Genomic DNA, 21,461 nt, shown 5'->3' with positions numbered 1-21,461 from the left:
TTCCCAGGCCTCTTATCGTTCCTGCTTGTTGTTCTGCCTACTTGATCCGATGACGGCACCATTCTTTTTGAGCATGCCGGTTCAGAATCAAACAGGGCGCCGACCTCAATTTTTGAAGGCGGCGCCCTTCAAGGTCGGGAGGCGCGCCCCCGACCTTACTCAGCCATTACTGCTGCTCAAACCACAGAGCTTGAGCGCGGCTGCCATCGTGCAGACCATAGGTCCAACCCTGAGTCCAGTCGGTGCCACCAGTGCTCAGGGCACCAAAGTAAGCACGCTCAACCGGAGAGATGGCGATCGCGGCATCGTTCACCATCATGCTGCCGGTAGCGATGGAGAAGAAGGACGGAGTACCTTCGAGCACCTGGAAGCCGGTGTCTGCTGTAGCAGTCGGGTTCAGTGCAGCGTCAGCCGGAACATTGGCGAACACGTTGCCGGTGGCCTCGGCCCACGCTTGCAGGCTGTCAGCACCGATCGGGCCACCTTTAGTCTTGTCAGCACACGCAAAGATGTTGGAAGTGATAGCCGCATCGGTACCCGCTTCCAGAGCAGCGATGGTTTCGTTGCTCTCTACACGCAGACAGTAGTTGCTGCCGTCAGCACCGGTGGAATCAGCCTTGAAGGAACCGATAACCATGGAGTTGGTGATCATCGGGTAGATACCTTCACGGAAACGCCAGCCAGCGCTCGGATCGTGAGTAACGGTGTCAGCCGCAGCACCAGAGATGATGCAGGTCAGGCCGTCGATAACCGGGCGGCTGTTCAGGCCAGCTGCGGTCAGCGCGGAGTAATCGTTAGCGGCGTCGTAGGAACCGATACCGTCGGCTTCGATACAGTGGTTACCGTCGGTTGCACTCTGGATCACCAGCGCGTTGGTAATGGAACCGCTCCAGCCTTCATCGATATCGATGGAGTCGTCACGCACGTACAGCGCAACGTAGTTCTCGATGCTTACTGCACCACCGAACATCTCGATGCCGTCGTCGTAAGTGGAGTAAGCTTCCAGGTTCTTAATGATGGTGCCAGCACCAACAGCACCGAAGCTGATGCCGTTCAGCTCGTCACCGTTCGCAACTTCTGCACCGGTGTGCTTGACGCGAACATATTCCAGCTGACCAGAGCTGTCGTCGTTATTGTCACCACCGTAGTTGGACTGGTCTTTACCAGCAGCACCTTCGGCCAGTACGTGACACTCAGAGGTTTTTAGCTCGGCGTCGTAAGAACACTTGTTGGTGATACCGAAACCGTTGATCACCATACCGCCCCACTGCTGCACGTCTTCAGCACCAACAGTGCCCTCAACGTCAGACAGGGAAGTGAAGGTGATGGGGTCTTGGGCAGTACCAACCGCCAACAGCTGGGAGCCGCGGTTGATTACCATGAATTTGGTGCTGCTTGGGAAAGCAACAGTAGCGCCAGCCTGAACGGTCAGCTTGGCGCCGTCACCACCTTCGGCGATGCCAGCGGCAGCCATGGTGGTATCGTCATCGTAGTTGTTACCAACGAACAGACTACCTTCGAAAATGTGTGCACCACCGTTTTCCAGCGCCGGGATAACCAGGTCAACGGTCAGCGGGTTACCAGAGTCAACAAAGCTCAGGTTGTATGTACAGTTGCCAGTAGCGGTATCGAAGGCACCCTGTTTTACCTGTCCGGCTTTTTCATAGGAAGCACACGGATTGCTCTGATTGCCACCGTTGTCGCTGCCGCCAGTAGAGTTATCTACAGAGTTATCTTCGTTAACCGGAGCAATATTGATGCCGCCGCTGTCACAGCCAGCCAGCAGACCAGTGATAGCAGCCGCAAGCAGCAACTTCTTGGTTACAAGTTTCATGGATCCCCCTAACAAGGATGAAGTGAATTAATCCGTGACTATTTTTTTGGGCCAAAGCAATTTGGACGAGGGGGAGTCTAGGAAGGGAGTGTTGCGAAAATGTTACGAATGAAACGCGCGAATAGAAAAACGCGCGGAATAATTCAAAAATATTTCAATATGAAAGAATCGTTACAAAAAGATTTCTAGCGTATTTCTGTAATATTTCAGAGAGATCTCTATTGCTCTAAATTCGTACAGATTCGTCAGCAATAAATTCTGGAAAAATAAGAGAAATTGCGAGCCTAGTACTCAGTACTCGCCGAGAAGAAATTCTTCGCCGTTACTTTTTAGCCAAAGCTGGCAAAGTCGTGCGGGTGGTTCCTGAGGCTGACGCGGTTCGGCCCAATCAATCAGCTGGTAATACACATCGCGGGACATCCGGCCCTGAAGCCCCGCGCGGACTTCCACATAAGGAATAGGCAGCGGTGGATCACCAAAGGGCTTGAGGAGAAGTGGGTGAAAATTATCCAGAGGAATCACGTCACCGGTATTCGTGGTCAGAAGTATCTGCTCCCCGTCACGGGCAGCCTGAGTGATAAGGAAAGGTACATCTTCGACCCGGATTCGCCACTTCTCCACCGGAGTAACCAGGTAATAGTGGCGCCCTTCGCGCTTGAGAATACTGGCAAACAAAACCACCAAGGCGTGGCGCTGGATTTCGGTTCCTTCATGAATCCAGCGCCCGTCGGACAGGATCACCAGGTCCATATCCCCGCACAGGTCAGGATTCCAGCTGGCCACCGGCGGGTGGCCACGGAATTCCTGCTGCAGCTTTTCGAGCTGCTGAAAAAGTGGCTCAGCCAAAGCTGCTTCCCGGGGTGGATGACGGGTTGTGGGAGCTCTGGCTTGAGGGTTCCTGGCTCGACTGGGACTGCCCACGGCGACCCGACATGTCGCCGATATGTACGCCCACATCCATGATGAACTCCATCAGGCCAGCGCGATCTTCGATCACGTCGGCGAAGGACTTGGAGTGATACAACTCCACCGCCCCCTGAACCAGGGCCCAATAGGTCGAATAGTAGTAATAAGCCGGCACCTTCTTTAGGACACCCTGCTCCATCCGGCGCTCGAAGACCCGATTCAGGGCCGAAGCGTTGGAGTTACGCAGTGCATGCAGCTCCGCGATCATCTCCGGTGCAAGGTTCAGGGCAATTATCTTCTCTTCCAGCCTCTGAAACAGACGATCCCGACCCGGGTCTGCCATGCGCGACTCAAAATAAGCCCGCGCCGGCGCTGTAATATCACCCTGCTCGGCGGTTGCCACGGCGACCTTGATACGCTCGGTGAGAGACTTCTCGTAGTCCATCAATAAACGCATGTAAATCTCTGTTTTCGAGATGAAATGCTTGTAGATCGTGCCCTTGCCGATATCTACCCGCTCGGCGATCTGCTCCACGGTGACCTTTTCCTCACCGTGCTCCAGGAGCAGCTCCAGTGCCGCATCCAGGATACGCTGCTCCCGCGCCCGAAAACGCTGAACCTTTTCCTTTGCCTTATCCATACTTCCGACCTTAGCTGTCCGTACAATTGGAGACTGAAATTGACTATCCATTCATGAATGATAGGCAATTCCCCCGCGATGGAAAAGAAAATCAAAGTATCCGACGCCGAATGCGCGAGACCCGGCGCCAATAGATGAGCCTCCCACGGTGGAGTAACTCCTGCGGGCAAGCGATAGCGACAGGCAGAAGCCTTAGCGCAGAATATTGATACTCCGGGTGAGAGAATCCGCAATAGCCAACGGAACTGTAGTTGTTATCATTGACCGTTACCCGGCGTCTGGCGAAATAGCCGACACCCACTGGATCAACACTGGATAGATGGCCTTCTGATGCAGCAATCCCTGAGCACCCTACTGGACGTAGAACGACTGGACAGCAACCTTTACCGCAGCCGCGCGCATGTGGAGAACTACCGTAAGGTACTGTTCGGTGGGCAGGTCCTTGGCCAGGCCCTGATGGCCGCGGCCCGTACCGTGGAGGGCCGCCTGCCTCACTCGCTGCACGCCTACTTCCTGCGCCCGGGCTCTAGTGAAATGCCTGTCATTTACGACGTCGACCCGATCCGCGATGGTGGAAGCTTTACCACCCGCCGGGTGGTGGCCCGCCAGAACGGCAAGGCCATCTTCAATATGTCCTGCTCCTTCCAGATCGCCGAGCCTGGCTTTGACCACCAGGCCGAAATGCCCACCGACGGCATCGTTCCTCCGGAAGAGCTGAAGAACACCCAGCAGCTGGCCGAAGAGGCCGGGATGAACGGCGAAATCAGTAACCAGCGACGCTATATGGTGGATTTCCGCCCTATCGACCCGATGAGTTACTTCGATTCCGAAGTTCGCGACCCCCGGGGTATGTTCTGGTTTCGGGTAGATGGCGAGCTGTCAGACGACCCTATCGAACACCGCAGCGCCATTTGTTACGCCTCGGATATGGCCCTGCTCGGTACCAGCCTGTTACCGCACAAGATCAGCCTGTTCGATCCAAACATGATGCCGGCGAGCCTCGATCACGCTATGTGGTTCCACCGGGAATTCCGGGCGGACGAGTGGTTGCTCTATGTTACCGATAGCCCCTCCGCCAGCGGAGCCCGCGGCTATTGCCGTGGTCAGATCTTCTCTCGGGATGGCCGGCTGGTTGCCTCCACCACCCAGGAGGGACTGATCCGGCTGATCAAGGGTTGATCAACTCCGGTCTTTCTAAAAAAACTGCTAAATTTAATAAAATCAGTGGTTTACAGGAGCTCGGCGGCTGCTATAATGCCGCCCACTTCGCAAGGAAGCCTGAGCAAAAAGCTCAAAACGTCGGTGAGTAGCGCAGCCTGGTAGCGCACTTCGTTCGGGACGAAGGGGTCGGAGGTTCGAATCCTCTCTCACCGACCATTTCTTTTCTTTCCCGCAAGCTCTCTTTGATTTCACACTTTTCTTCTCCCTGCGGGCACTGATACTTTCTCCTGTTGTCACATGAATTGTCGCGCGCGGCGTCAGATTGCACGCGCCTCGCACATCCTGTTACGCACGTAGAGCAGAGTTCAACCGATGCCTTTCTTTTTGCGACTAGTAGCCCTCCTTGCTGCCCTGGTTTTTGCCACCGGAGCACTGGCCGCCGATCCCGAATACTATGACATCCTCTATAAAGCCCGCTTGAATCCAGAAAGTGGGGTTGCCGAGGTATCCATCACCCTTAAGGGGCGCGAGCTACCGCACGAACTCACCCTGCATATTGATGAGGACAGACACCTGAACTTCGAGGGTGGCAAAGACCTGGAATCCACGGGCAACAAGGTTGTCTGGCACCCCAAAGGCAAGACCTCCTCGATCCGCTACGACTTTGTCATCGACGAAAAGAAATCTAAGGGGCGCTACGACTCGCGCATCACCGACAAGTGGGCAATCCTTCGCAGCGATAAGATGATCCCGCCGATCTCCGCGCGTGCGCCCAAGAATCTCCACTCGCGAGCTACCCTGAAAATTGAGGCCCCGGACAAGTGGAACGCGCTCACCCCGTATGCAAAGGATGATAAAGGCATCTTCCAACTGAAAGACCCCGGCCGTCGGTTCATCCGACCAAAAGGCTGGATGATTGCCGGGCATATAGGTAGCAGACAAGACATCATCGACGGTACCGACGTGGTCATCTCCGCACCTCGTGACGAGAATATCCGCAGACAGGATACCCTCGCCTTCCTGAGCTGGACCCTGCCCGAGCTCAAAAAAGTTTTCCCTCAGTTCCCCCAAAAGCTGTTAATTGTCATGGCCGGTGATCCTATGTGGCGCGGTGGACTCTCCGGAACGCGCTCATTGTTTATGCATGCGGACAGGCCACTGATTTCTGGCAATCGCACCAGCAGCCTGCTGCATGAACTGGTGCACGTTGCCACCGGTATTCGAGGTGACAAAGAGAGTGACTGGATCGTTGAGGGCCTCGCCGAGTACTACTCCCTGGAAACACTCCGCCGCAGCGGAGGGATCAGTGAGCGGCGCTACCATGAGGCACTGGAAGATCTGGCAAACTGGGGTACCAAATCCCCCAACCTACTGGTAAAGCGCTCGTCAGGTCCGGTTACCGCGAGAGCCACAGTGGTGCTCCACGAGATAGATAAGTCCATCCAAAAATCCAGCAATGGAAAATCCAGCCTGGATGACGTGGTCAAAGCACTCGCCTCCGAACGCGGCGAAGTGACCCTGGAAAAATTCCGCGCGCTCGCGGAAAAAGAAGCAGGTGCTCCGCTGCTACAACTTGAACGCACATTTCTTGAGGGCAAAAAAAAGCCCTGACGACGGGGGGGGGAGAGCGTCAGGGCCAAGACCATTAGGAGTGAAACTTGGAGGATTTCATCCTTACAACACACTGGGCACCCATATGGAGGTAGGCGCCCGGCCGGCACTACTAAACACGACTTGGGGGAAATGTGTGCTAGCCAGCTACACTCAGTATTAGCCACACCCCGAGGATTGCCAGTTCGCCACGAAAAAAACTTAGAACAATTGGGGAATAGAAAGCCCGGTTCCATTTCAATGGGTTATTACGCCGTCAACACGCGTACTTTCCGAACAAATATGTGCCTAATTCAATTAACGTCAGACTTACGCTTGACTAATCCCCGGCAAACCATAGAATAGCACCCTCTTACACGCCGAGGCGCACGTAAGTATAAGAAAACACTAGGTTTTTTATTCCTGACCCGATAAAATCCGCGACGTTTTCAAAACACCTAAGGCTAGGTGGCAGAGTGGTCATGCAGCGGACTGCAACTCCGTGTACGCCGGTTCGATTCCGACCCTAGCCTCCATTTTCTCCCGGTCTTACTCTAAGGCTGGTTTTTCACTAGCGGATAAAACTGCCGCCAGCTGAAAGCCCTATCCGCCCGGATGGTGGAATTGGTAGACACAGGAGACTTAAAATCTCCCGACCTTTTGGTCGTGCCGGTTCAAGTCCGGCTCTGGGCACCACAATCCTCTCCTTTAAAATTACCTTGAATCTACCGAATTACGGCATGAGCTGTAACCGCTCATTTCCCTCATTTACGCGTCACTGGTACACATTTGTTACACAGCCACCTGCTTCGCGGCCAGGTAATCCCACCATGAACACAACCTGCAGAAAGCGCTAATCACCGGTCGTTTCAGATGATGGTTCCGGCACCGTAAATGTCCAAGTCGCCTTATTGTCTGGACCAACATTGAGCACGGAGTTGCCGATGCGCTCTACATACTGCTCTGCTAACGAGCGATTTAACACAAACCCAAGCTGCGCCAGTCCGTACTTACCCTCTTCGGCATGAAACAGGACAATTTCTGCGTCTCGCCCAAGCAAGTGAGTTGAGCCATCGGCTTCCCGAACCCCATACCCAGCTGCCAGGAAGAGAGGCATTGCTTCTTGAATGGTTTGCTTTGAGACATAAAAAGCCACATAAGTAATGTCTTGAACGAGTTTGCCCCGATAGGCATCGCTGTTGTAACGCTCCCGAGTAACCAGATCCCACGGTCCTTCGGCTGCTTCCTTTTTCGCTGCGGGATGGTCGAGATAGCCAGCAACATATTCCATAACCCAGAAAGACACATCAGCACTTTCCACATCTAGACCGAGACTGTAAAACCAATCCACCTCCTTCCCGTCAAAATTTCTCCTGCGCATATCCTGAGAAAAGCTAACGCCATCCCTGCGTAAATGGCGTGCCATCCTATGAATATCACCGACCCTATCTGACCCGAAAGCAAGCGCGACATTTCCCGGCTTAAGCCCTTCTACGTCACCTGAACCAAAAAGCTCTATATAAGTCGACTTGCCGCGTAGATAGCGGCCTGTCCAATTTACTCCCCCATTAGCCGTTACTGTTTTCTTTTCGTAATCGATGAAACCCGGGAGGAAGCTGGACTGCTCGACCGCGCTCACAGTCTCACTATCTACGACGGCAATTACATGATTCAGGAAAGCGATCTGTGTAGGGTGCGCCTGCACGGTTGTAGTCACCGCAATGACAATTGCCGATACAGACAATAAGGTCCATTTGTTCATTATTTTCCATCCAGGTATTTTTAGGCTTGGGGCGCCACATAGGTAAGCACAACTTCGACAAATCCTTATGCACCCAATTCTTATACAGCAATCAAATAGCCATGACCATCAAAAATCCGAGGGGAAAACAACCTGGCCCGGCAGGAATGCAGAATCTACTCAAGGTAATTTTTCACCACCGGGGAGTGTGTGTCGTAGCTATAGCTGAGCCCCTTCGTGGCGGGAAGACCCAGGAGCGGCGAGAATGTTGCCCCGCTCGCCTGCAGGCTTACCATCAACTTGGCCTGCGATATCGCCATGGACCTCAGCGCCTCTTTAGGTTCATCGGACCTGATTGCGGCATCGTAAAGTGCAATTCGCGCCGGTGCGTCATAAGCCACCTGGTTTACGACCCCTTTTTCGTACCCAAACCAAACGCCGAGCACGAAAGCTGGCAGGGCTGTGATTAGCGCGGTATTAAACGACTTTGCCATAGCTGGACTCCCAAGGTTCATCTGCCCCCAGTGTAGCGAAGAGATCACGGCTACATTCACTCAGCATCCGTATGGCCATCTTGCTTCCGGCAAATTTGGCGTTATCGTCACGCTGGCACGTGCACACTTTCTCTCCTAGGCTTTTCAGCGACAAGCAACTTCCCATCGAAACTCTATGGCCTGCTCCCCACCCGCTACCGCGCCCCGCTTATGAGCATCAGCTTTTATCTTCTGGCCAGTATTTCCGTTGTGATCCTGCTTGTGGCATCGGTGTGGATCTGGCGGCGCAGCCTGGCAAGGAGATATCGGGCGCTGCGCGAATCCTTGCAGGTACTTATTGCCATGAGCGCCAAACTGGCCTGTTCCGCACGACATCTTTCGGGATTTAACGACACCCGCATTCGCCACGATCTGCTCAGTTACTCGCCCCTGTTTACGCTGGTACGGGTCCGGCACAGTGGATACACCACTTCGGCCAGTCTGCTGAACTGCATCACTGCATTTGCACATTTTTATCCGTCTCTGGGTACGCAACTTGAGTCTCAGAATCCAGAAAAATGCCGTGGGATAGAAGCACAAGAAGCCTCGGGAAGGCCCCGTGAGAAAAAGGGTAAGAAATACACCAAAGGGTCGCTGCAAACACTGCTGTCTGCTCTCATCAGAGAGGACAACCGACTCGGATTTGAGACGCGCGCGCTCCTGGTGATCCATGAAGGCCAGCTAATGGCTGCCGCCTACGGTACTGGCATTGCACCACACACTCGCCTACTGGGTTGGTCCATGAGCAAAAGCCTGCTTGCCATACTTTGGGGTCGGATGGAGACACTCGGCCTTGCAGACATTCATCAGAGCCGACTATTTCCCGAATGGGAAGACGATGGCCGGTGCACCATCACTCTAAAAAACCTGCTGCAAATGTGCGACGGCCTTGCGTTCGACGAAACCTACCGCCCTGGCTCCGATGCAACCCGCATGCTGTTTGGTAATGGCGACTGCCCTTCCCTCTATGCACCGTCACGTTATGCACTGGAGCGTCCGCTGACCCATAAACCCGGGATGTATTTTTCCTACTCTTCCGGCTCAACCAACCTGTTAGCGCGGTGGATGCATCAGTACCTCGGCAGCTCTGAGGCTTCCGCACATTTTCTGCAGCAGGAATTGCTGGCGCCTCTCGGGTTACATCGCACTTTTTTTGAAATGGACTCGGACGGCGTATTTGTGGGCAGTTCCTACGCCTATGCTTCTGCCGAAGACTGGGGAAGGCTCGGGGCACTAATGCTTAATGATGGTTGCGTCGGCGCACAACGCATTCTCAGCAGCGACTGGATCAGGCGCGCCGCCGAACCGAACAGCAGCGCCAATGATTCGAGGTATGGCTATCAATTTTGGCTGAATTACGGCGGCAAGCTTCCGCCGCTCTATCCCCAATTGCCGCCGGACAGCTACTTCATGCTGGGCAACCGTGAGCAGAAACTGATGCTATCCCCCGCTCACGACACCGTAATTGTACGCTTGGGATGGTCTTCCACGCCCTACCCGATCGAGCGGCGATTTGGCGAAATACTGGCGCAGATGCGGATGTAGACCAGTCACCACTATTTCATCCGAACTAGCCGTGACGATTTTCCGTCATGGCCAGGAATATCCTCGATTCGTCAGGCGTGAATTCCAAGCCGTATTTATTTACCACCGCCATAAAGCGACGAAGGTAATGGCTGCGTACTGGCCCATAAGGTGGCATCCACCGGTCCGGCCCTTTGTCACCCTTGCTCTGGTTACGCCCGTCGTCCACCAGCCACAGATTGTCCGGGTCTTCCGCAAAACGTCGTTTTTTCGCAACGCTCCAGCCAGCGGCACCGTGATCATGGGCCCACTTCAACGGGACTATGTGCTCAACATCAAGATCCGATGCCTTTTCATAAAATTCGCCGGTATAAGGGTCCATCCACAATCCGGATGCGACCTTGCATTGAGTTTTACTGGTAAAACTAACCGGTGCCAGCGAGTAACGAATCAGCAGCTCGTGACGGGTATCCTGGCAGTCCCGATCAAAATCCGACCACCCGGGTAACCACTCATGGCGTTTGTAGGGCTGCCCGCTCGCCTCGTCCGCAAGCAGTAACAGTGGAGAAATAAGAAACAGAAAAAGAAAGGGAGAAAAGGCTCTGTAGACTGCTGGCCTCTGCACGGATCACTCCATTGTCGCGTTATTGCTCGAATGGAACGATCGTACAGCAAGAGTGGCGGCGCGAAAATCACCGCCAAGAAATATTGAGGAGTGCGTCAGAGTTCGCGGGGGTCGTCCGCGGTGAGCGCCGGCCACGCCGCGCGCAGGTAGATGAACATGGTCCACAGAGTGAGTGCGGCAGCCACGTACAGCAGGACATACCCGATAGTCTCCATCACCGGAAACTCACGTACATCAAATGCCAACAGCACGATGATCGCGGCCATCTGCGCCGTGGTCTTGATCTTGCCGATATAGCTGACCGCGACACTACTTCTGAGGCCGAGCTCCGCCATCCACTCGCGCAACGCAGAGACAGCAATCTCGCGCCCCACAATGATCGCCGCGGCGATGGTGAAAAAGATGTAGTTGTGCAGATCGACAAGTAGCACCAACGCCGTTGCGACCATCAATTTATCGGCCACTGGATCGAGAAAGGCGCCAAACGGCGTGCTCTGGTTCAGCTTGCGGGCGATATAGCCATCGAGCCAGTCGGTGGCCGCAGCCAGGGAAAAAATCACCGCGGAGGCGATATAGCTCCACTTGTAGGGAAGGTAAAAAACCAGCACAAAAACCGGAATCAGCGCAACGCGCAGCAGGGTTAATTGATTGGCGAGAGTCATGCTGATCCTTTCACATTTGCTGAACACACTACGTCGGCAGTGCGTAACTTAGCAACCTGCAGAAAAAAAATAAACGCCAATGGTACATCCAGTGGCCACAAATCACTCGTTGTGCAGCGCGGAGTATATATCCTGAGCAAGTTTACGGCTTACTCCTTCTACACTAGCGAGCTCATTGACGGAAGCGCGCAGTATCTCCTGCAGCCCCCCAAAGTGATGTAGCAGTGCACGGCGGCGCACCGGGCCAACTCCGGCAATACCTTCCAGTGGGGACTCCCGCCGTTTCTTATCGCGCCGCTGGCGGTGACCGGTAATCGCGAAGCGGTGCGCTTCATCGCGCACCTGCTGAATCAGGTGGAGTGCGGGCGAGTCCGATTCCAGTACCAGCTCCCTGTTGTCCGCCACCACGTGCAGAGTCTCGAAGCCCGCCTTGCGGGTGGTGCCCTTGGCCACCCCGATAATCTGTACCCCAGTCACTCCCAGTTCGTTCAGGGAATCCACCGCCTGCCGCACCTGGCCTTTGCCACCATCGATCAACAGGATGTTGGGGAAGCGTCCCTCGCCACTTGAGAGACGGGTATAGCGCCGCTTTAGCGCCTGCCCCATGGCCGCATAATCGTCACCTGCGGCGATCCCTTCGATATTGAAGCGTCGATAGTCGGATTTCACCGGACCGCCGGTATCGAACACGACACAGGAAGCCACAGTCGCCTCGCCACTGGAGTGACTGATATCGAAGCACTCCAGTCGCTCCGGCAGCTCTTCAAGGCGCAACACCTGCTGGAGATTTTCAAACCGGTCCTGAAGTTTTTGCTGGGACGCGGTACGACTCTGCAGGTTCTGCTCTGCGGCCTGCTGCGCCATTTCCACCCAGGTGGCGCGATTGCCGCGCAGCTTGTTGGCCAGCTGCACTTCCTTACCGGCCCGTTCCGTGAGTGCTTCTGCCAGCACATCCTGGTCCTCGAGAGATTCAGAAACCAACACTTGGCGCGGTATCTCGCGATTTGAACCTAGATAGAATTGCGGAATGAACGCAGACAGCAGTTCTGACGTATCCAGCCCCAGCTTTTCACTGGGGAAGTAACTGCGGCTGCCGAGAATCCGGCCCTGGCGAATAAACAGGACATGCACACAGCAAAGCCCGCCAGCAGTGGCCACGCCCAGCACATCCACGTCCCCGCCGCCGCTCTCCGCCACCTGATCCGATTGCAGGCGACGCAGCGCGACGATCTGATCCCGCAACCGCGCGGCCTTTTCAAATTCCAGTGCGACCGAAGCCCGTTCCATCTCATCCGCCAATTCGCGAATAATGCTGTCACTTTTGCCGGCAAGAAACATTTCGGCATGGCGCACATCCGCCTGGTAGTCCTCGGGGGAAATAAAGTCGACACACGGCGCGGTACAGCGCTCAATCTGATACTGCAGGCATGGACGGGAGCGGTTGGCAAATACACTGTCTTCACAGGAGCGGATGCGGAACGTCTTCTGCAGGAAATTTAGGCTGTCGCGCACGGATGAGGCGTTGGGAAATGGCCCGTAATACTGCCCTGCTTTTCGTTTTGACCCGCGATGGAAGGCAATTCTCGGGAACGTGTCTTTGCTGGAAAGAAAGATATAGGGGTAGCCCTTGTCATCTTTCAGCATGACGTTGTAGGGAGGCCGCTGGCTTTTGATGAGGCTCTGCTCCAGCACCAACGCCTCGGTTTCACTGCGGGTTACCGTGACCTCGATATCGGCAATTTTTTCCACCAGCGCCATGGTTTTGGCGGTAAGCCCCGTTGCGCGAAAATAACTGCCGAGCCGATTGCGCAGGTTTTTCGCCTTACCGACGTACAGCACCTTGCCCTGGTCGTCAAACATCTGGTAGACGCCTGGTTTGCGAGTGACGGTGGTGAGAAAACGTTTGCTGTCAAACATCGGCAGTTTCAATAAATCTTTGGTTAGACTTCGGCAATAAAAAAACAGGGGCCCGCGTGGGCCCCTGTTTGTGTCAATTTTGGATGCGCAAGCACAAAGCCATCTGCAAATATTAGAGCGCTTCTTCCGGATCAAGGATATGGTGCTTGACCGCCAGCAGGGTCAACTCGACATCGGAATGCAGCCCCAACTTTTCAAAAATCCGGTAGCGATAGGTGTTCACGGTTTTCGGGCTGACAGAGAGTGTTTCCGCAATTTCGGAAACCTTGTTTCCATTGACGATCATCACTGCTGTCTGTAACTCGCGCTCGGACAGGTCTTCGAACGGCGATGAACCACCACAGACGTTGCGCAACGCCAAGCGGGTGGCCATGGAGCTACTGATGTAGGTCTCTCCGGCCATTACCGCACGGATGGCCCGCACCATTTCGTCCAGGTCCGCACCTTTGGTAACGTAGCCGCGGGCACCAGCCTGGATCAAACGAGTCGGAAACAGGTCGTCATCCAGCGCACTTACCGCAACCACTTTCGCCTGAGGAAAGCGCGGTATGAGTTTTCGGGTAGCCTCTAATCCGCCCATGCCGGGCATCCGCACATCCATCAGGATGACATCCACCTCGGACTCGCGAACAAAAGCAATGGCCTCTTCGCCGCTTTTGGCTTCACCCACCACTTCTATATCTTCAACGTCACCGAGCATGCGCGAAATGCCCATACGCACAAGATCGTGATCGTCTACCTCTAAGACTTTGATCAAATTAGCCCCAACCACGGATATTCAGACGATCTCGCGCAAATATTTCCTACTAAAACCTATTTGCACAAAACCGAGTTTCTTGTTATTACTCGCGGGTTATTCCCGCAAAGATCCATCCACAGAGCCCAAACAGAACATACCAGACAAACTACGTAGTGCAAAGCGAGACTGCACCGATCATCAACAGCCAAAACGTAGAAAATATCCGAATATTCCAGTTCAAAATAATGAGGACCATTGCTGGAACAAGACTTCGTGCTACCGCCTCACTCTTTGCACCATTGGAGACTCTGCCGTTGTTAACTCCAACCTCTACGAATACATAATCTCGCAGTGGCAACCCGGAAACCTTCTGAATAAGAGAGATTTGTATTCGTTTTTGCGGGAGGAATAAAGTTCTCTTTATTGCGGCCGAAAAACGCCCACTAGTCACTCCTGCCAATCATTGTTAGACCTGCCGAATCGGCGCCGTCGTTACGGGTAAAAGCGCGGTTCTGGCTCCAACGTTACCCCGAATTTTTGCTCTATATCCCGGGCGATATCCTGGGCCAGCGCCACCACCTGGCTGCCGCAGCGGTGCCCGGGGTTCACCAGAACCAGCGCCTGGCGATCGTGCACCCCTACTCCGTTATTCTGGAATCCACGCCAGCCCGCCTGATCGATCAACCAGCCTGCGGCCAGCTTCCAGTGATCCCCTGCAGCGAATGCCACCAGTTGCGGGTGCTGCTGTTTCAATTGGCTGTAGAGGGATGCATCCACTACCGGATTCTTGAAGAAACTCCCGGCATTGGGAATCTCCACGGGATTCGGCAATTTACTGTTGCGGATGTCGATCACTGCCGCCGCTACGTCCGCTGGGGTCAGTGCATCGATTGCCTGTGCGTGCTCCGTGAAGTACTGCTGCAGTGCGGGATAGGCGATGTGCGGCTGCCAGGTGGCGGGCAAATTCAGCACAACCTCACAAATCAGGTAACGGTCTTTACCGGCATTTTTAAACAGGCTATCTCGGTAACCGAACTCGCACTCCTGCGCGCTGAAGGTAACCAGATCTCCACTGGCAATCTCCATGGCTGTCAGCTGTTCAAAACTGTCCCTGAGCTCCACGCCGTAGGCACCGATGTTTTGAATGGGGGCAGCACCGATATTGCCCGGGATCAGGGCGAGGTTCTCGAGCCCACCCTGTCCCATCTCGACACTGCGCATGACCAGTTGATGCCAGTTCTCTCCGGCTGCCGCGCGAATCCGCATTCCCCCAGTCAAAGGCTCAAAAGAGAGCCCTTTGAGCCCGACATGCAGCGCGAGACCGGGGAAATCACCGGTGAGCACAATATTGCTACCGCCCCCCAGGGGCAGGATAGGCAGCTGCTGTTCCCGCGCAAACGCCAGGGCCTCGCGCAGCTCTTCAAGCGTGGTCGCCGCGCAAAAGTATCTGGCGCGAGCGGCGATAGTCATGGTGTTAAAAGGCTGTAAATCGACGTCAGTCTGAATCATGAAATTCCGGTGCTACTGCAGTCGCGGGGTGGAAAATCATCGATTCTGCCCCGCCGGCGCCGCAAAAATTATGCAAAAAGGGCTCGCATCCGCTCGAGGTCCTGTTCCGTATCTACCCCGCCCGGAACTTCTTCGCAGGCATCCGCTACGTGGATAGCGTGACCGTTGTACAGGAAGCGGAGCTGTTCCAGCGCCTCAAACTGCTCTATGGGTGCCATGGGCCAGCTGACAAACTGGTTCAGCAGACCCGCCCGGTAAGCATAGATGCCAATGTGACGGCGCGGGTTCAAGCCCTCAGGCAGAACATTGCGCTCGCGGGCAAAGGCATCTCGCGGCCAGGGGATAGGTGCGCGGGAGAAGTAGCGTGCCAGGCCAGAACCTTCTGCCACCACCTTTACGATATTGGGGTTGAGGAAGTCGTCGCATGCGGTGATCGGTTCCGCCAGGGTGGCCACACCGGCAGCCGTGTTAGTGGCGAGGTTTCGCGCCACCTGGTTGATCACTGCTGGCGGAATCAACGGCTCGTCGCCCTGCACATTGACCAGAATCCGGTCTGCGGCGGCACCCAGTGCGGTCGCCACCTCCTGCAGTCGATCCGTACCAGAAGCGTGCTCGGCACTGGTCATACACACATCGCCGCCAAAACCGCGTACCACATCGGCCACCCGGGTATCATCGGTGGCAACAATCACCCGCTCGGCAGCACTTTCCCGCGCGCGCTCGTAGACCCGCTGCACCATGGTTTTACCGGCAATATCCGCCAGCGGCTTGCCGGGCAAGCGGCTGGAGCCATAACGGGCGGGAATGATGACATCGAAGGTGAAAGAAAGACTCTGCTCTGTCATACGGACTTGAAGCTCTCGAGATGTTGGTGAATACGCTGGTAAAAAAGATCCGGTAGCTGCGCGGTGGCCTCCATCGCCCACCAGTGGCTCTGCCAGAAATCCCGGCATTTCACTGCGTCTTTCATGGTCATGATCACCGGAGTGATACCGTCCAGTTGCAGTTCCTGCTGGCTGTACTGATGGTGATCGGGAAAGGCCATTTCCATTACGGTATACCCGAGCTGGCGCAGCGCATCGAAAAAACGCTTGGGGTTGCCGATCGCAGCCACACCGTGGCAAGGGCCGATATCCGGGCCGGACTCCAGTTTCAGGGTTGAGGTCTGGTCGAGATTGAACTGATGCCAGCGGGAAGGCACCAGATCCATGGTGAAATCGAGCTGCTCGCCGCACTGGGACAACACCAGCTCCGACGCCTCGCCATTTACCACGACCATATCGACATCTTTCAGCCGGGCCGGGGATTCACGCAGGGGACCACGAGGTAAAAGGTGTTCGTTACCAAGCCCCCGCTGCCCGTCGATGACACAGATTTCGAGGCTGCGCCACAGCCCGTAATGCTGCAGGCCATCGTCGGAAAGGATCACGTCGCAACCGTGTTCGGCGATCAGCGCCTCGGCAGCTTCCACGCGTTTTGGGGATACCATGACCGGTAAACCGGTCATCAGGTGCAGCATCAGCGGCTCGTCACCGGATTCCAACGGGTGGGATTGGGCGGTGACATTGTAGGGATAGTGCTTGGCACGACCGCCGTAACCGCGGCTGATGATACCGGGTTTGCGCCCGCGCTCCTGCAACCAGCGCCCCAGCTCCGCCACCAGCGGCGTCTTGCCGACGCCACCAACGGTGATATTGCCCACCACGATGACAGGTACAGGCAGAGGCGCCGGCTGATTGCGCTGTTTGCGCCAGCGGCTGCCATGGCGAAAGGCCATTTCCAACGGTGCCAACAGCGGCAGGTGAGATCCGGAGCCGGCCCCGCCGTCAGTGGCGGGATACCAGCGTTTGTTCAACCAGTCTTCCAGCGACATTGCGCACTGCGCTCCTTTTTTGTTGTGTCCCTGCTTTTTTCACCAGAAATCACTGCCCCCGGTGGTTCAACCTGGTGCGCGCCCGCGGGCCGGCACCGCGAGCATGCGTCAGCTGATATCGCTGTTCTGCTGTTGCAGCAGCAGTGCATAGCGCCCGCCTTTCGCCAGCAGCTCGCTATGGGTACCGCTCTCGACGATACGCCCCTGGTCCATCACCAAAATACAATCGGCGTTTTCGATGGTGCTGAGACGGTGCGCAATGACAAAGGTGGTGCGATTTTTCATCACCTCTGCCAGTGCGGCCTGAATATGGCGTTCCGAAGCGTTGTCCAGTGCGGAAGTGGCTTCATCCAGTACCAGTAACGGGGAATCTTTCAGCAGCGCACGGGCAATCGCGAGACGCTGGCGCTGACCTCCGGAAAGGATCTGCGCGTTGTCACCGAGCACCGTCTGCACTCCCTGGGGTAACTCTTCGATAAAGCTGCGCGCATGCGCCAGGTCGATAGCGCGCTGCACTTCCGCTTCCGGCTTGTCTTCCAACTCGCCATAGGCGATGTTCCGGTACACCGTATCGTTGAACAACACGATGTTCTGCGATACCAGGCTGATCTGTTCGCGCAGGGATACAACGGGCACCTGGGTGATGTCCACCCCATCCAGCAGGATACGCCCGGATGTCGGCTCGTAGAAACGGGACAGCAGACTGACCAGTGTGCTCTTGCCGGAGCCGGAGGCGCCGACCAGTGCGACGGTCTGCCCCGGCTGTACACTGAAGTCGATATCACTCAGTACCGCTGGGCCGTCTTCGCTGTAGCGGAAGCCGAGGTGCTCGAACGTCACCGCACCGGTGACCGGGCTCGGCAGCGCCAGGGTGCCGCCGAGCGGCTCCTTGGGCGCATCGAACACCTCGAAAATACTCTCCGCCGCGGCGATGCCCTTCTGGATTTCCGCGTACACCTCGGAGAGGTTGCGGATGGGCTTTGCCAGGGATGCGGCAGCACCGATATAGGATGCAAACACGCCCGGTGTCATGGACTCCACCATGCCCGGCGCCAGCGCAAACCACACCAGTACCGCTGTCGCCAACCCCACCATGATCTGGATTACCGAGACACTGGCGTTGTCGGCCACCACCAGTTTCATGAACTGCTGGCGGTTGGCGTTGCTGGCTGCCTGGAAGCGGGCGTTTTCATATTTGCGCCCGCCGTACATGCGCACTACCTCATAGCCGTTGATCGCTTCCTGGGTGACGTGAGTGACGTCGCCCATGGTGTTCTGGATGCGGTGGCTCAGTTTGCGGAAGCGTTTTCCCACCACGCTGACGATGGCGGCAATGATCGGCACAAACAGGAAGAAGGTCAGAGTCAGCTTCCAGTTCACAGCCAGCAGATAGGTCAGCAGACCGATGGCGGTGAATGAGGAGCGGATTATCACCTTCAGGGACTTGGTAATGGAGTTGGTGACCTGCTCGACGTTGTAGGCCACCTTGGAAATCAGGTAGGCGCCGGTATAACGGTCAAAATAGGCGCTGGGCAACTGCCCGATATGCTCAAACAGCTCGGTGCGCAGCTGGTGGATAACCGCCCGCGCCACATACGCAAGGCCGTAGCTGCCGACAAAATTGCCAACCGCGCGCAGGCCGATAATCACCAACATCACCAGTGGCACCAGCCAGCGCGCCGTTTCCTGAGGCATAACGCCGCCGGCAAAGAACTTCGCCACAAACTGCGACAGGAATCCCCGCCCCTGCTCGATCCCGACACCCACAGCATCCAGCAACAGCTCGGTGACGGCGATCAGCAACACTTCCATGCTGGAAAACAGCATGAAACCAAACACCGCTATTACGAACAGCGGCCACTGGGGAATGGCGTAGGATAGAAGGCGACGATAGGTCTGGGCGCCGTGCTCGGGTTTCAGCACCGGCTGGGAAGATTTTTCCATATAACTCTTGGCAGCGTGTCCTCCGCGAATCGCCATCTACCACGCCTGTAGCGCGGTAGATGGCAACTGGGCGCGGCTGTGCACACGCCCGGCGTTCAACACTTTATAGATTACTGTTCGTCCGGCTGCCGCGTGGTGATGCTGAGATGGACAAATCCCAGCTGGCCGGCGGCATCCATCGCACGAACCACCGCCTGATGTTGTGCGGTGGCATCCGCGGTAATGATCAGCGGGCGATTGTACTCGCCGCCCGACACTTCCGACAGTGCAGATTTGAGCGTGGCCAGTTTCTTGTTGATGAGCGCGCGCCCATCTACCGAGTAGGAGCCGTCCGCATTGATCAGAATCTCAATAGTAGACGGCGGGCTCTCCGCCTGGGGGCCGGCGGCCTCCGGCAGGTTCAGCTGGAGGTGGCTCTCTTTGGTAAAGGTGGTAGATACCATAAAAAAGATCAGCAGCAGGAACACCACATCAATCAGTGGCGTGAGGTTTACCCCCTCCTGCTCTATGCTCTGGCGACGGAATTGCATCGTACGCTCCTGAATCCGAGGTTATGTTCAGGCTGCTTCGACGCGACGGTCGCTGTGCAGGGCATCCACCAGTTTGACCGCTTCCTGCTCCATGGTGACCACAATGGAGTCCACCCGGCGCTGAAAGTAGCGATGCGCCATCAGCGCAGGAATTGCCACGCTCAGGCCCGCCGCAGTGGTGATCAGGGCCTGGGAGATACCACCCGCGAGTACACCGGCGTTACCGGTACCTTCCAGCATGATTGCGGTGAATACCTGGATCATGCCCACTACGGTGCCGAGCAGACCGATCAACGGCGCTACCGCAGCAATGGTGCCCAGTACATTCAGGAAGCGCTCGAGGTCGTGAACAACCTGACTGGCAGCCTCCTCGATACTATCTTTCATGACTTCGCGGCCATGTTTCGAATTGGACAGTCCGGCGGCGAAGATGCGACCCAGCGGGCTGGAATCGCGCAGTTCGCGGATCTTTTCCGTGGTCAGCTGGTTGTTTTTGAGGCTGGTCCAAACTTCGCCGAGCAATGCCCGAGGGGCGATCTTGCGCGCATTCAACGTCCACAAACGCTCAATAAAAATTGCGATTACAGCTACGGAACAAAGCAGAATTGGCAGCATCAGCCAGCCGCCGGATTTTATTATTTCTAACACTTTTTCAATGCCCCAAAACAGCGGAACGGAATCTGTTGAGTTACTGGCCAACGGGCCTTCAGTTCAAGGCCTGAGACTCTACCACAGGTATTGGCCACGGCTAAGCGCTGCCGGGGCATGAATTTCATCCCTGTGAACAGGATTGCAAATCCAGTCCCCGCGGCCACAGCCCCCCGCCCCAACCGCACATCTCAAGCTGCGAGGCCGAAAAGAGCAGACGAGACGCAAAACCTGTACGCACAAAAAAAAGCCGCCCGAAGGCGGCTTACAACAAGCAACACAGCGGAATGCTTTTACTTTCCGGGGCGCTCAGGACGCGCAGGCTTTTCCGGGCGCTCGGCCTTTTCGGCACGCTCCGGTTTTGCCGGGCGCTCAGCCTTGGCCACACGCTCGGCACCCTCAGAGCGCATCGCGTGTTTTTCAGCACGCGCGTCGGCACGCATGGTCTTTTTGTCATCCATGCTGGCGTACTGATCGGCCTTTTCCGGACGGTTGGAACGGATACCGCTGATGACTTCACCCAGGTTCACTTTCATTGCTTTGGCAATCTCGCCCCAGCCCATGCCGTCTACCTGACGCATGCGCAGCACTTCATTCAGGCATTGGTCGGCAGTCATCCCCGTCTCCCCTTCCAGGGCGGCAGCGGCAGAACTAGCTGCCATTTTTTCGGCCAGCGCCATGGTAATCAGCACGTTGCCGTACCCCATGCCCTTGTGGCCTTCGGTGCTCTCTACCAGCTCGGGGGTCTCTTCGGAGGTTTCAGTGGCAGAATCACCTTCGGAACCGGTTTCCTCGGTGCCTTCCGGCAGCGGTTTTACATAGTGGATGCTGCCGTCACGCAGCCCGGCAACGACGGTCTTGGAGTATTGCTCGTCCCCGAAGAAATCACTGAAGTAGCCTGCGATACGGTCGCCGGGAACACTGTTTGCAACTTCTACCACTTCGGCATCGGTAGTTTCAGTGTGTGAAATTACATCGTCCGCCCACACCAGCGGCACGCTCACGATTCCGACCAACGCCGCCGCTATGGCAGTGGACTTGAATGGCATTTTCATCGCCGATTTCTCCTGTTAAACATAAATTGG

19 protein-coding genes and 3 tRNA genes are annotated in these 21,461 nt (G+C 56.0%); 6 read left to right on the top strand and 16 right to left on the bottom strand.

Features of this window, described 5'->3' with window-relative positions:
* Positions 1-166 precede the first annotated feature (166 nt).
* The 3 genes from R5R33_RS17760 to R5R33_RS17750 form a co-directional block, all read right to left on the bottom strand.
* Positions 167-1,834: a serine/threonine protein kinase gene (locus tag R5R33_RS17760; protein ID WP_318954030.1), complete on the bottom strand. Its 1,668-nt coding sequence runs from the start codon at positions 1,832-1,834 to the stop codon at positions 167-169.
* A 291-nt stretch (positions 1,835-2,125) separates the two neighbouring features.
* Complete coding sequence (locus R5R33_RS17755; protein ID WP_318954029.1) at positions 2,126-2,680, bottom strand: DUF1285 domain-containing protein; 555 nt, start codon at positions 2,678-2,680, stop codon at positions 2,126-2,128.
* The gene (locus R5R33_RS17750; protein ID WP_318954028.1) at positions 2,673-3,380 is read right to left on the bottom strand and encodes a TetR/AcrR family transcriptional regulator; all 708 of its coding nucleotides are present in this window, start codon (positions 3,378-3,380) and stop codon (positions 2,673-2,675) included. The genes R5R33_RS17755 and R5R33_RS17750 overlap by 8 nt, the downstream gene beginning before the upstream one ends.
* Positions 3,381-3,710: 330 nt before the next feature.
* Here R5R33_RS17750 and R5R33_RS17745 point away from each other — a divergent pair, with 330 nt between their 5' ends.
* The 5 genes from R5R33_RS17745 (at position 3,711) to R5R33_RS17725 (ending at position 6,827) form a co-directional block, all read left to right on the top strand.
* A complete protein-coding gene (locus tag R5R33_RS17745) occupies positions 3,711-4,559 on the top strand; it encodes an acyl-CoA thioesterase (protein WP_318954027.1) in 849 nt (282 codons plus the stop codon).
* A 121-nt stretch (positions 4,560-4,680) separates the two neighbouring features.
* A tRNA-Pro gene (locus tag R5R33_RS17740) sits at positions 4,681-4,757 on the top strand.
* Between the two features lie 156 nt (positions 4,758-4,913).
* Positions 4,914-6,152: a hypothetical protein gene (locus R5R33_RS17735; protein WP_318954026.1), complete on the top strand. Its 1,239-nt coding sequence runs from the start codon at positions 4,914-4,916 to the stop codon at positions 6,150-6,152.
* Positions 6,153-6,593: 441 nt separating this feature from the next.
* Positions 6,594-6,667: transfer RNA gene (locus R5R33_RS17730), tRNA-Cys, on the top strand.
* 73 nt (positions 6,668-6,740) lie between these two features.
* Positions 6,741-6,827: transfer RNA gene (locus R5R33_RS17725), tRNA-Leu, on the top strand.
* A 157-nt stretch (positions 6,828-6,984) separates the two neighbouring features.
* On the opposite strand, the gene R5R33_RS17720 is transcribed toward R5R33_RS17725, so the two are convergent.
* The gene (locus R5R33_RS17720; RefSeq protein ID WP_318954025.1) at positions 6,985-7,893 is read right to left on the bottom strand and encodes a DUF5829 family protein; all 909 of its coding nucleotides are present in this window, start codon (positions 7,891-7,893) and stop codon (positions 6,985-6,987) included.
* A gap of 155 nt (positions 7,894-8,048) precedes the next feature.
* Positions 8,049-8,366 carry a hypothetical protein gene (locus R5R33_RS17715; protein WP_318954024.1) on the bottom strand — a complete coding sequence of 106 codons (318 nt, stop codon included), beginning with the start codon at positions 8,364-8,366 and terminating at the stop codon, positions 8,049-8,051.
* 210 nt (positions 8,367-8,576) lie between these two features.
* On the opposite strand from R5R33_RS17715, the gene R5R33_RS17710 reads away from it, so the two are divergent.
* Positions 8,577-9,950, top strand: a complete 1,374-nt coding sequence (locus tag R5R33_RS17710; protein WP_318954023.1) for a serine hydrolase domain-containing protein — start codon at positions 8,577-8,579, stop codon at positions 9,948-9,950.
* A gap of 25 nt (positions 9,951-9,975) precedes the next feature.
* Here the strand turns inward: R5R33_RS17710 and R5R33_RS17705 are convergent, their stop codons facing one another.
* The 11 genes from R5R33_RS17705 to R5R33_RS17655 all read right to left on the bottom strand — a co-directional run bounded on the left by R5R33_RS17705 (position 9,976) and on the right by R5R33_RS17655 (position 21,431).
* On the bottom strand, positions 9,976-10,554 hold the full coding sequence (locus tag R5R33_RS17705; RefSeq protein ID WP_318954022.1) for an HNH endonuclease family protein: 579 nt from the start codon (positions 10,552-10,554) through the stop codon (positions 9,976-9,978).
* Between the two features lie 95 nt (positions 10,555-10,649).
* A complete protein-coding gene (pgsA, locus tag R5R33_RS17700) occupies positions 10,650-11,216 on the bottom strand; it encodes a CDP-diacylglycerol--glycerol-3-phosphate 3-phosphatidyltransferase (protein ID WP_318954021.1) in 567 nt (188 codons plus the stop codon).
* Between the two features lie 102 nt (positions 11,217-11,318).
* Entirely contained in the window at positions 11,319-13,133 is a 1,815-nt protein-coding gene (gene uvrC / locus R5R33_RS17695; RefSeq protein WP_318954020.1) for an excinuclease ABC subunit UvrC, read from the bottom strand.
* A 112-nt stretch (positions 13,134-13,245) separates the two neighbouring features.
* On the bottom strand, positions 13,246-13,890 hold the full coding sequence (locus tag R5R33_RS17690; RefSeq protein WP_318954019.1) for a response regulator: 645 nt from the start codon (positions 13,888-13,890) through the stop codon (positions 13,246-13,248).
* A gap of 474 nt (positions 13,891-14,364) precedes the next feature.
* The gene (murB, locus tag R5R33_RS17685; RefSeq protein ID WP_318954018.1) at positions 14,365-15,381 is read right to left on the bottom strand and encodes a UDP-N-acetylmuramate dehydrogenase; all 1,017 of its coding nucleotides are present in this window, start codon (positions 15,379-15,381) and stop codon (positions 14,365-14,367) included.
* A 68-nt stretch (positions 15,382-15,449) separates the two neighbouring features.
* Positions 15,450-16,226, bottom strand: a complete 777-nt coding sequence (kdsB, locus tag R5R33_RS17680) for a 3-deoxy-manno-octulosonate cytidylyltransferase (protein ID WP_318954017.1) — start codon at positions 16,224-16,226, stop codon at positions 15,450-15,452.
* Positions 16,223-17,254, bottom strand: a complete 1,032-nt coding sequence (gene lpxK, locus R5R33_RS17675) for a tetraacyldisaccharide 4'-kinase (protein WP_318954016.1) — start codon at positions 17,252-17,254, stop codon at positions 16,223-16,225. The genes kdsB and lpxK overlap by 4 nt, the downstream gene beginning before the upstream one ends.
* A 108-nt stretch (positions 17,255-17,362) precedes the next feature.
* Positions 17,363-19,234, bottom strand: coding sequence for a lipid A export permease/ATP-binding protein MsbA (gene msbA, locus R5R33_RS17670; protein WP_318954015.1), 1,872 nt, complete (start codon positions 19,232-19,234; stop codon positions 17,363-17,365).
* 74 nt (positions 19,235-19,308) lie between these two features.
* Positions 19,309-19,728: an ExbD/TolR family protein gene (locus R5R33_RS17665; protein ID WP_318954014.1), complete on the bottom strand. Its 420-nt coding sequence runs from the start codon at positions 19,726-19,728 to the stop codon at positions 19,309-19,311.
* A gap of 27 nt (positions 19,729-19,755) precedes the next feature.
* Positions 19,756-20,376 carry a MotA/TolQ/ExbB proton channel family protein gene (locus tag R5R33_RS17660; RefSeq protein ID WP_318954013.1) on the bottom strand — a complete coding sequence of 207 codons (621 nt, stop codon included), beginning with the start codon at positions 20,374-20,376 and terminating at the stop codon, positions 19,756-19,758.
* Between the two features lie 293 nt (positions 20,377-20,669).
* Positions 20,670-21,431 (bottom strand): hypothetical protein, encoded by a 762-nt coding sequence (locus tag R5R33_RS17655; RefSeq protein WP_318954012.1) that lies wholly within the window; start codon positions 21,429-21,431, stop codon positions 20,670-20,672.
* Between the last annotated feature and the right edge of the window lie 30 nt (positions 21,432-21,461).

Origin of the sequence: Microbulbifer pacificus (assembly GCF_033723955.1) — a bacterium.
Taxonomy (GTDB): Bacteria; Pseudomonadota; Gammaproteobacteria; order Pseudomonadales; family Cellvibrionaceae; genus Microbulbifer; species Microbulbifer pacificus.
The sequence above is the reverse complement of the archived record's forward strand: the minus strand, read 5'-3'. Positions and strand labels throughout refer to the sequence as shown.

Coding starts and splice junctions, on each gene's coding strand:
- R5R33_RS17710 (WP_318954023.1), top strand. CDS start 8,577: ATGAGCATCAGCTTTTATCTTCTGGCCAGTATTTCCGTTGTGATCCTG.
- R5R33_RS17655 (WP_318954012.1), bottom strand. CDS start 21,431: ATGAAAATGCCATTCAAGTCCACTGCCATAGCGGCGGCGTTGGTCGGA.
- uvrC (WP_318954020.1), bottom strand. CDS start 13,133: ATGTTTGACAGCAAACGTTTTCTCACCACCGTCACTCGCAAACCAGGC.
- kdsB (WP_318954017.1), bottom strand. CDS start 16,226: ATGACAGAGCAGAGTCTTTCTTTCACCTTCGATGTCATCATTCCCGCC.
- lpxK (WP_318954016.1), bottom strand. CDS start 17,254: ATGTCGCTGGAAGACTGGTTGAACAAACGCTGGTATCCCGCCACTGAC.
- R5R33_RS17735 (WP_318954026.1), top strand. CDS start 4,914: ATGCCTTTCTTTTTGCGACTAGTAGCCCTCCTTGCTGCCCTGGTTTTT.
- R5R33_RS17665 (WP_318954014.1), bottom strand. CDS start 19,728: ATGCAATTCCGTCGCCAGAGCATAGAGCAGGAGGGGGTAAACCTCACG.
- R5R33_RS17745 (WP_318954027.1), top strand. CDS start 3,711: ATGCAGCAATCCCTGAGCACCCTACTGGACGTAGAACGACTGGACAGC.
- R5R33_RS17760 (WP_318954030.1), bottom strand. CDS start 1,834: ATGAAACTTGTAACCAAGAAGTTGCTGCTTGCGGCTGCTATCACTGGT.
- msbA (WP_318954015.1), bottom strand. CDS start 19,234: ATGGCGATTCGCGGAGGACACGCTGCCAAGAGTTATATGGAAAAATCT.
- R5R33_RS17750 (WP_318954028.1), bottom strand. CDS start 3,380: ATGGATAAGGCAAAGGAAAAGGTTCAGCGTTTTCGGGCGCGGGAGCAG.
- pgsA (WP_318954021.1), bottom strand. CDS start 11,216: ATGACTCTCGCCAATCAATTAACCCTGCTGCGCGTTGCGCTGATTCCG.
- murB (WP_318954018.1), bottom strand. CDS start 15,381: ATGATTCAGACTGACGTCGATTTACAGCCTTTTAACACCATGACTATC.
- R5R33_RS17720 (WP_318954025.1), bottom strand. CDS start 7,893: ATGAACAAATGGACCTTATTGTCTGTATCGGCAATTGTCATTGCGGTG.
- R5R33_RS17715 (WP_318954024.1), bottom strand. CDS start 8,366: ATGGCAAAGTCGTTTAATACCGCGCTAATCACAGCCCTGCCAGCTTTC.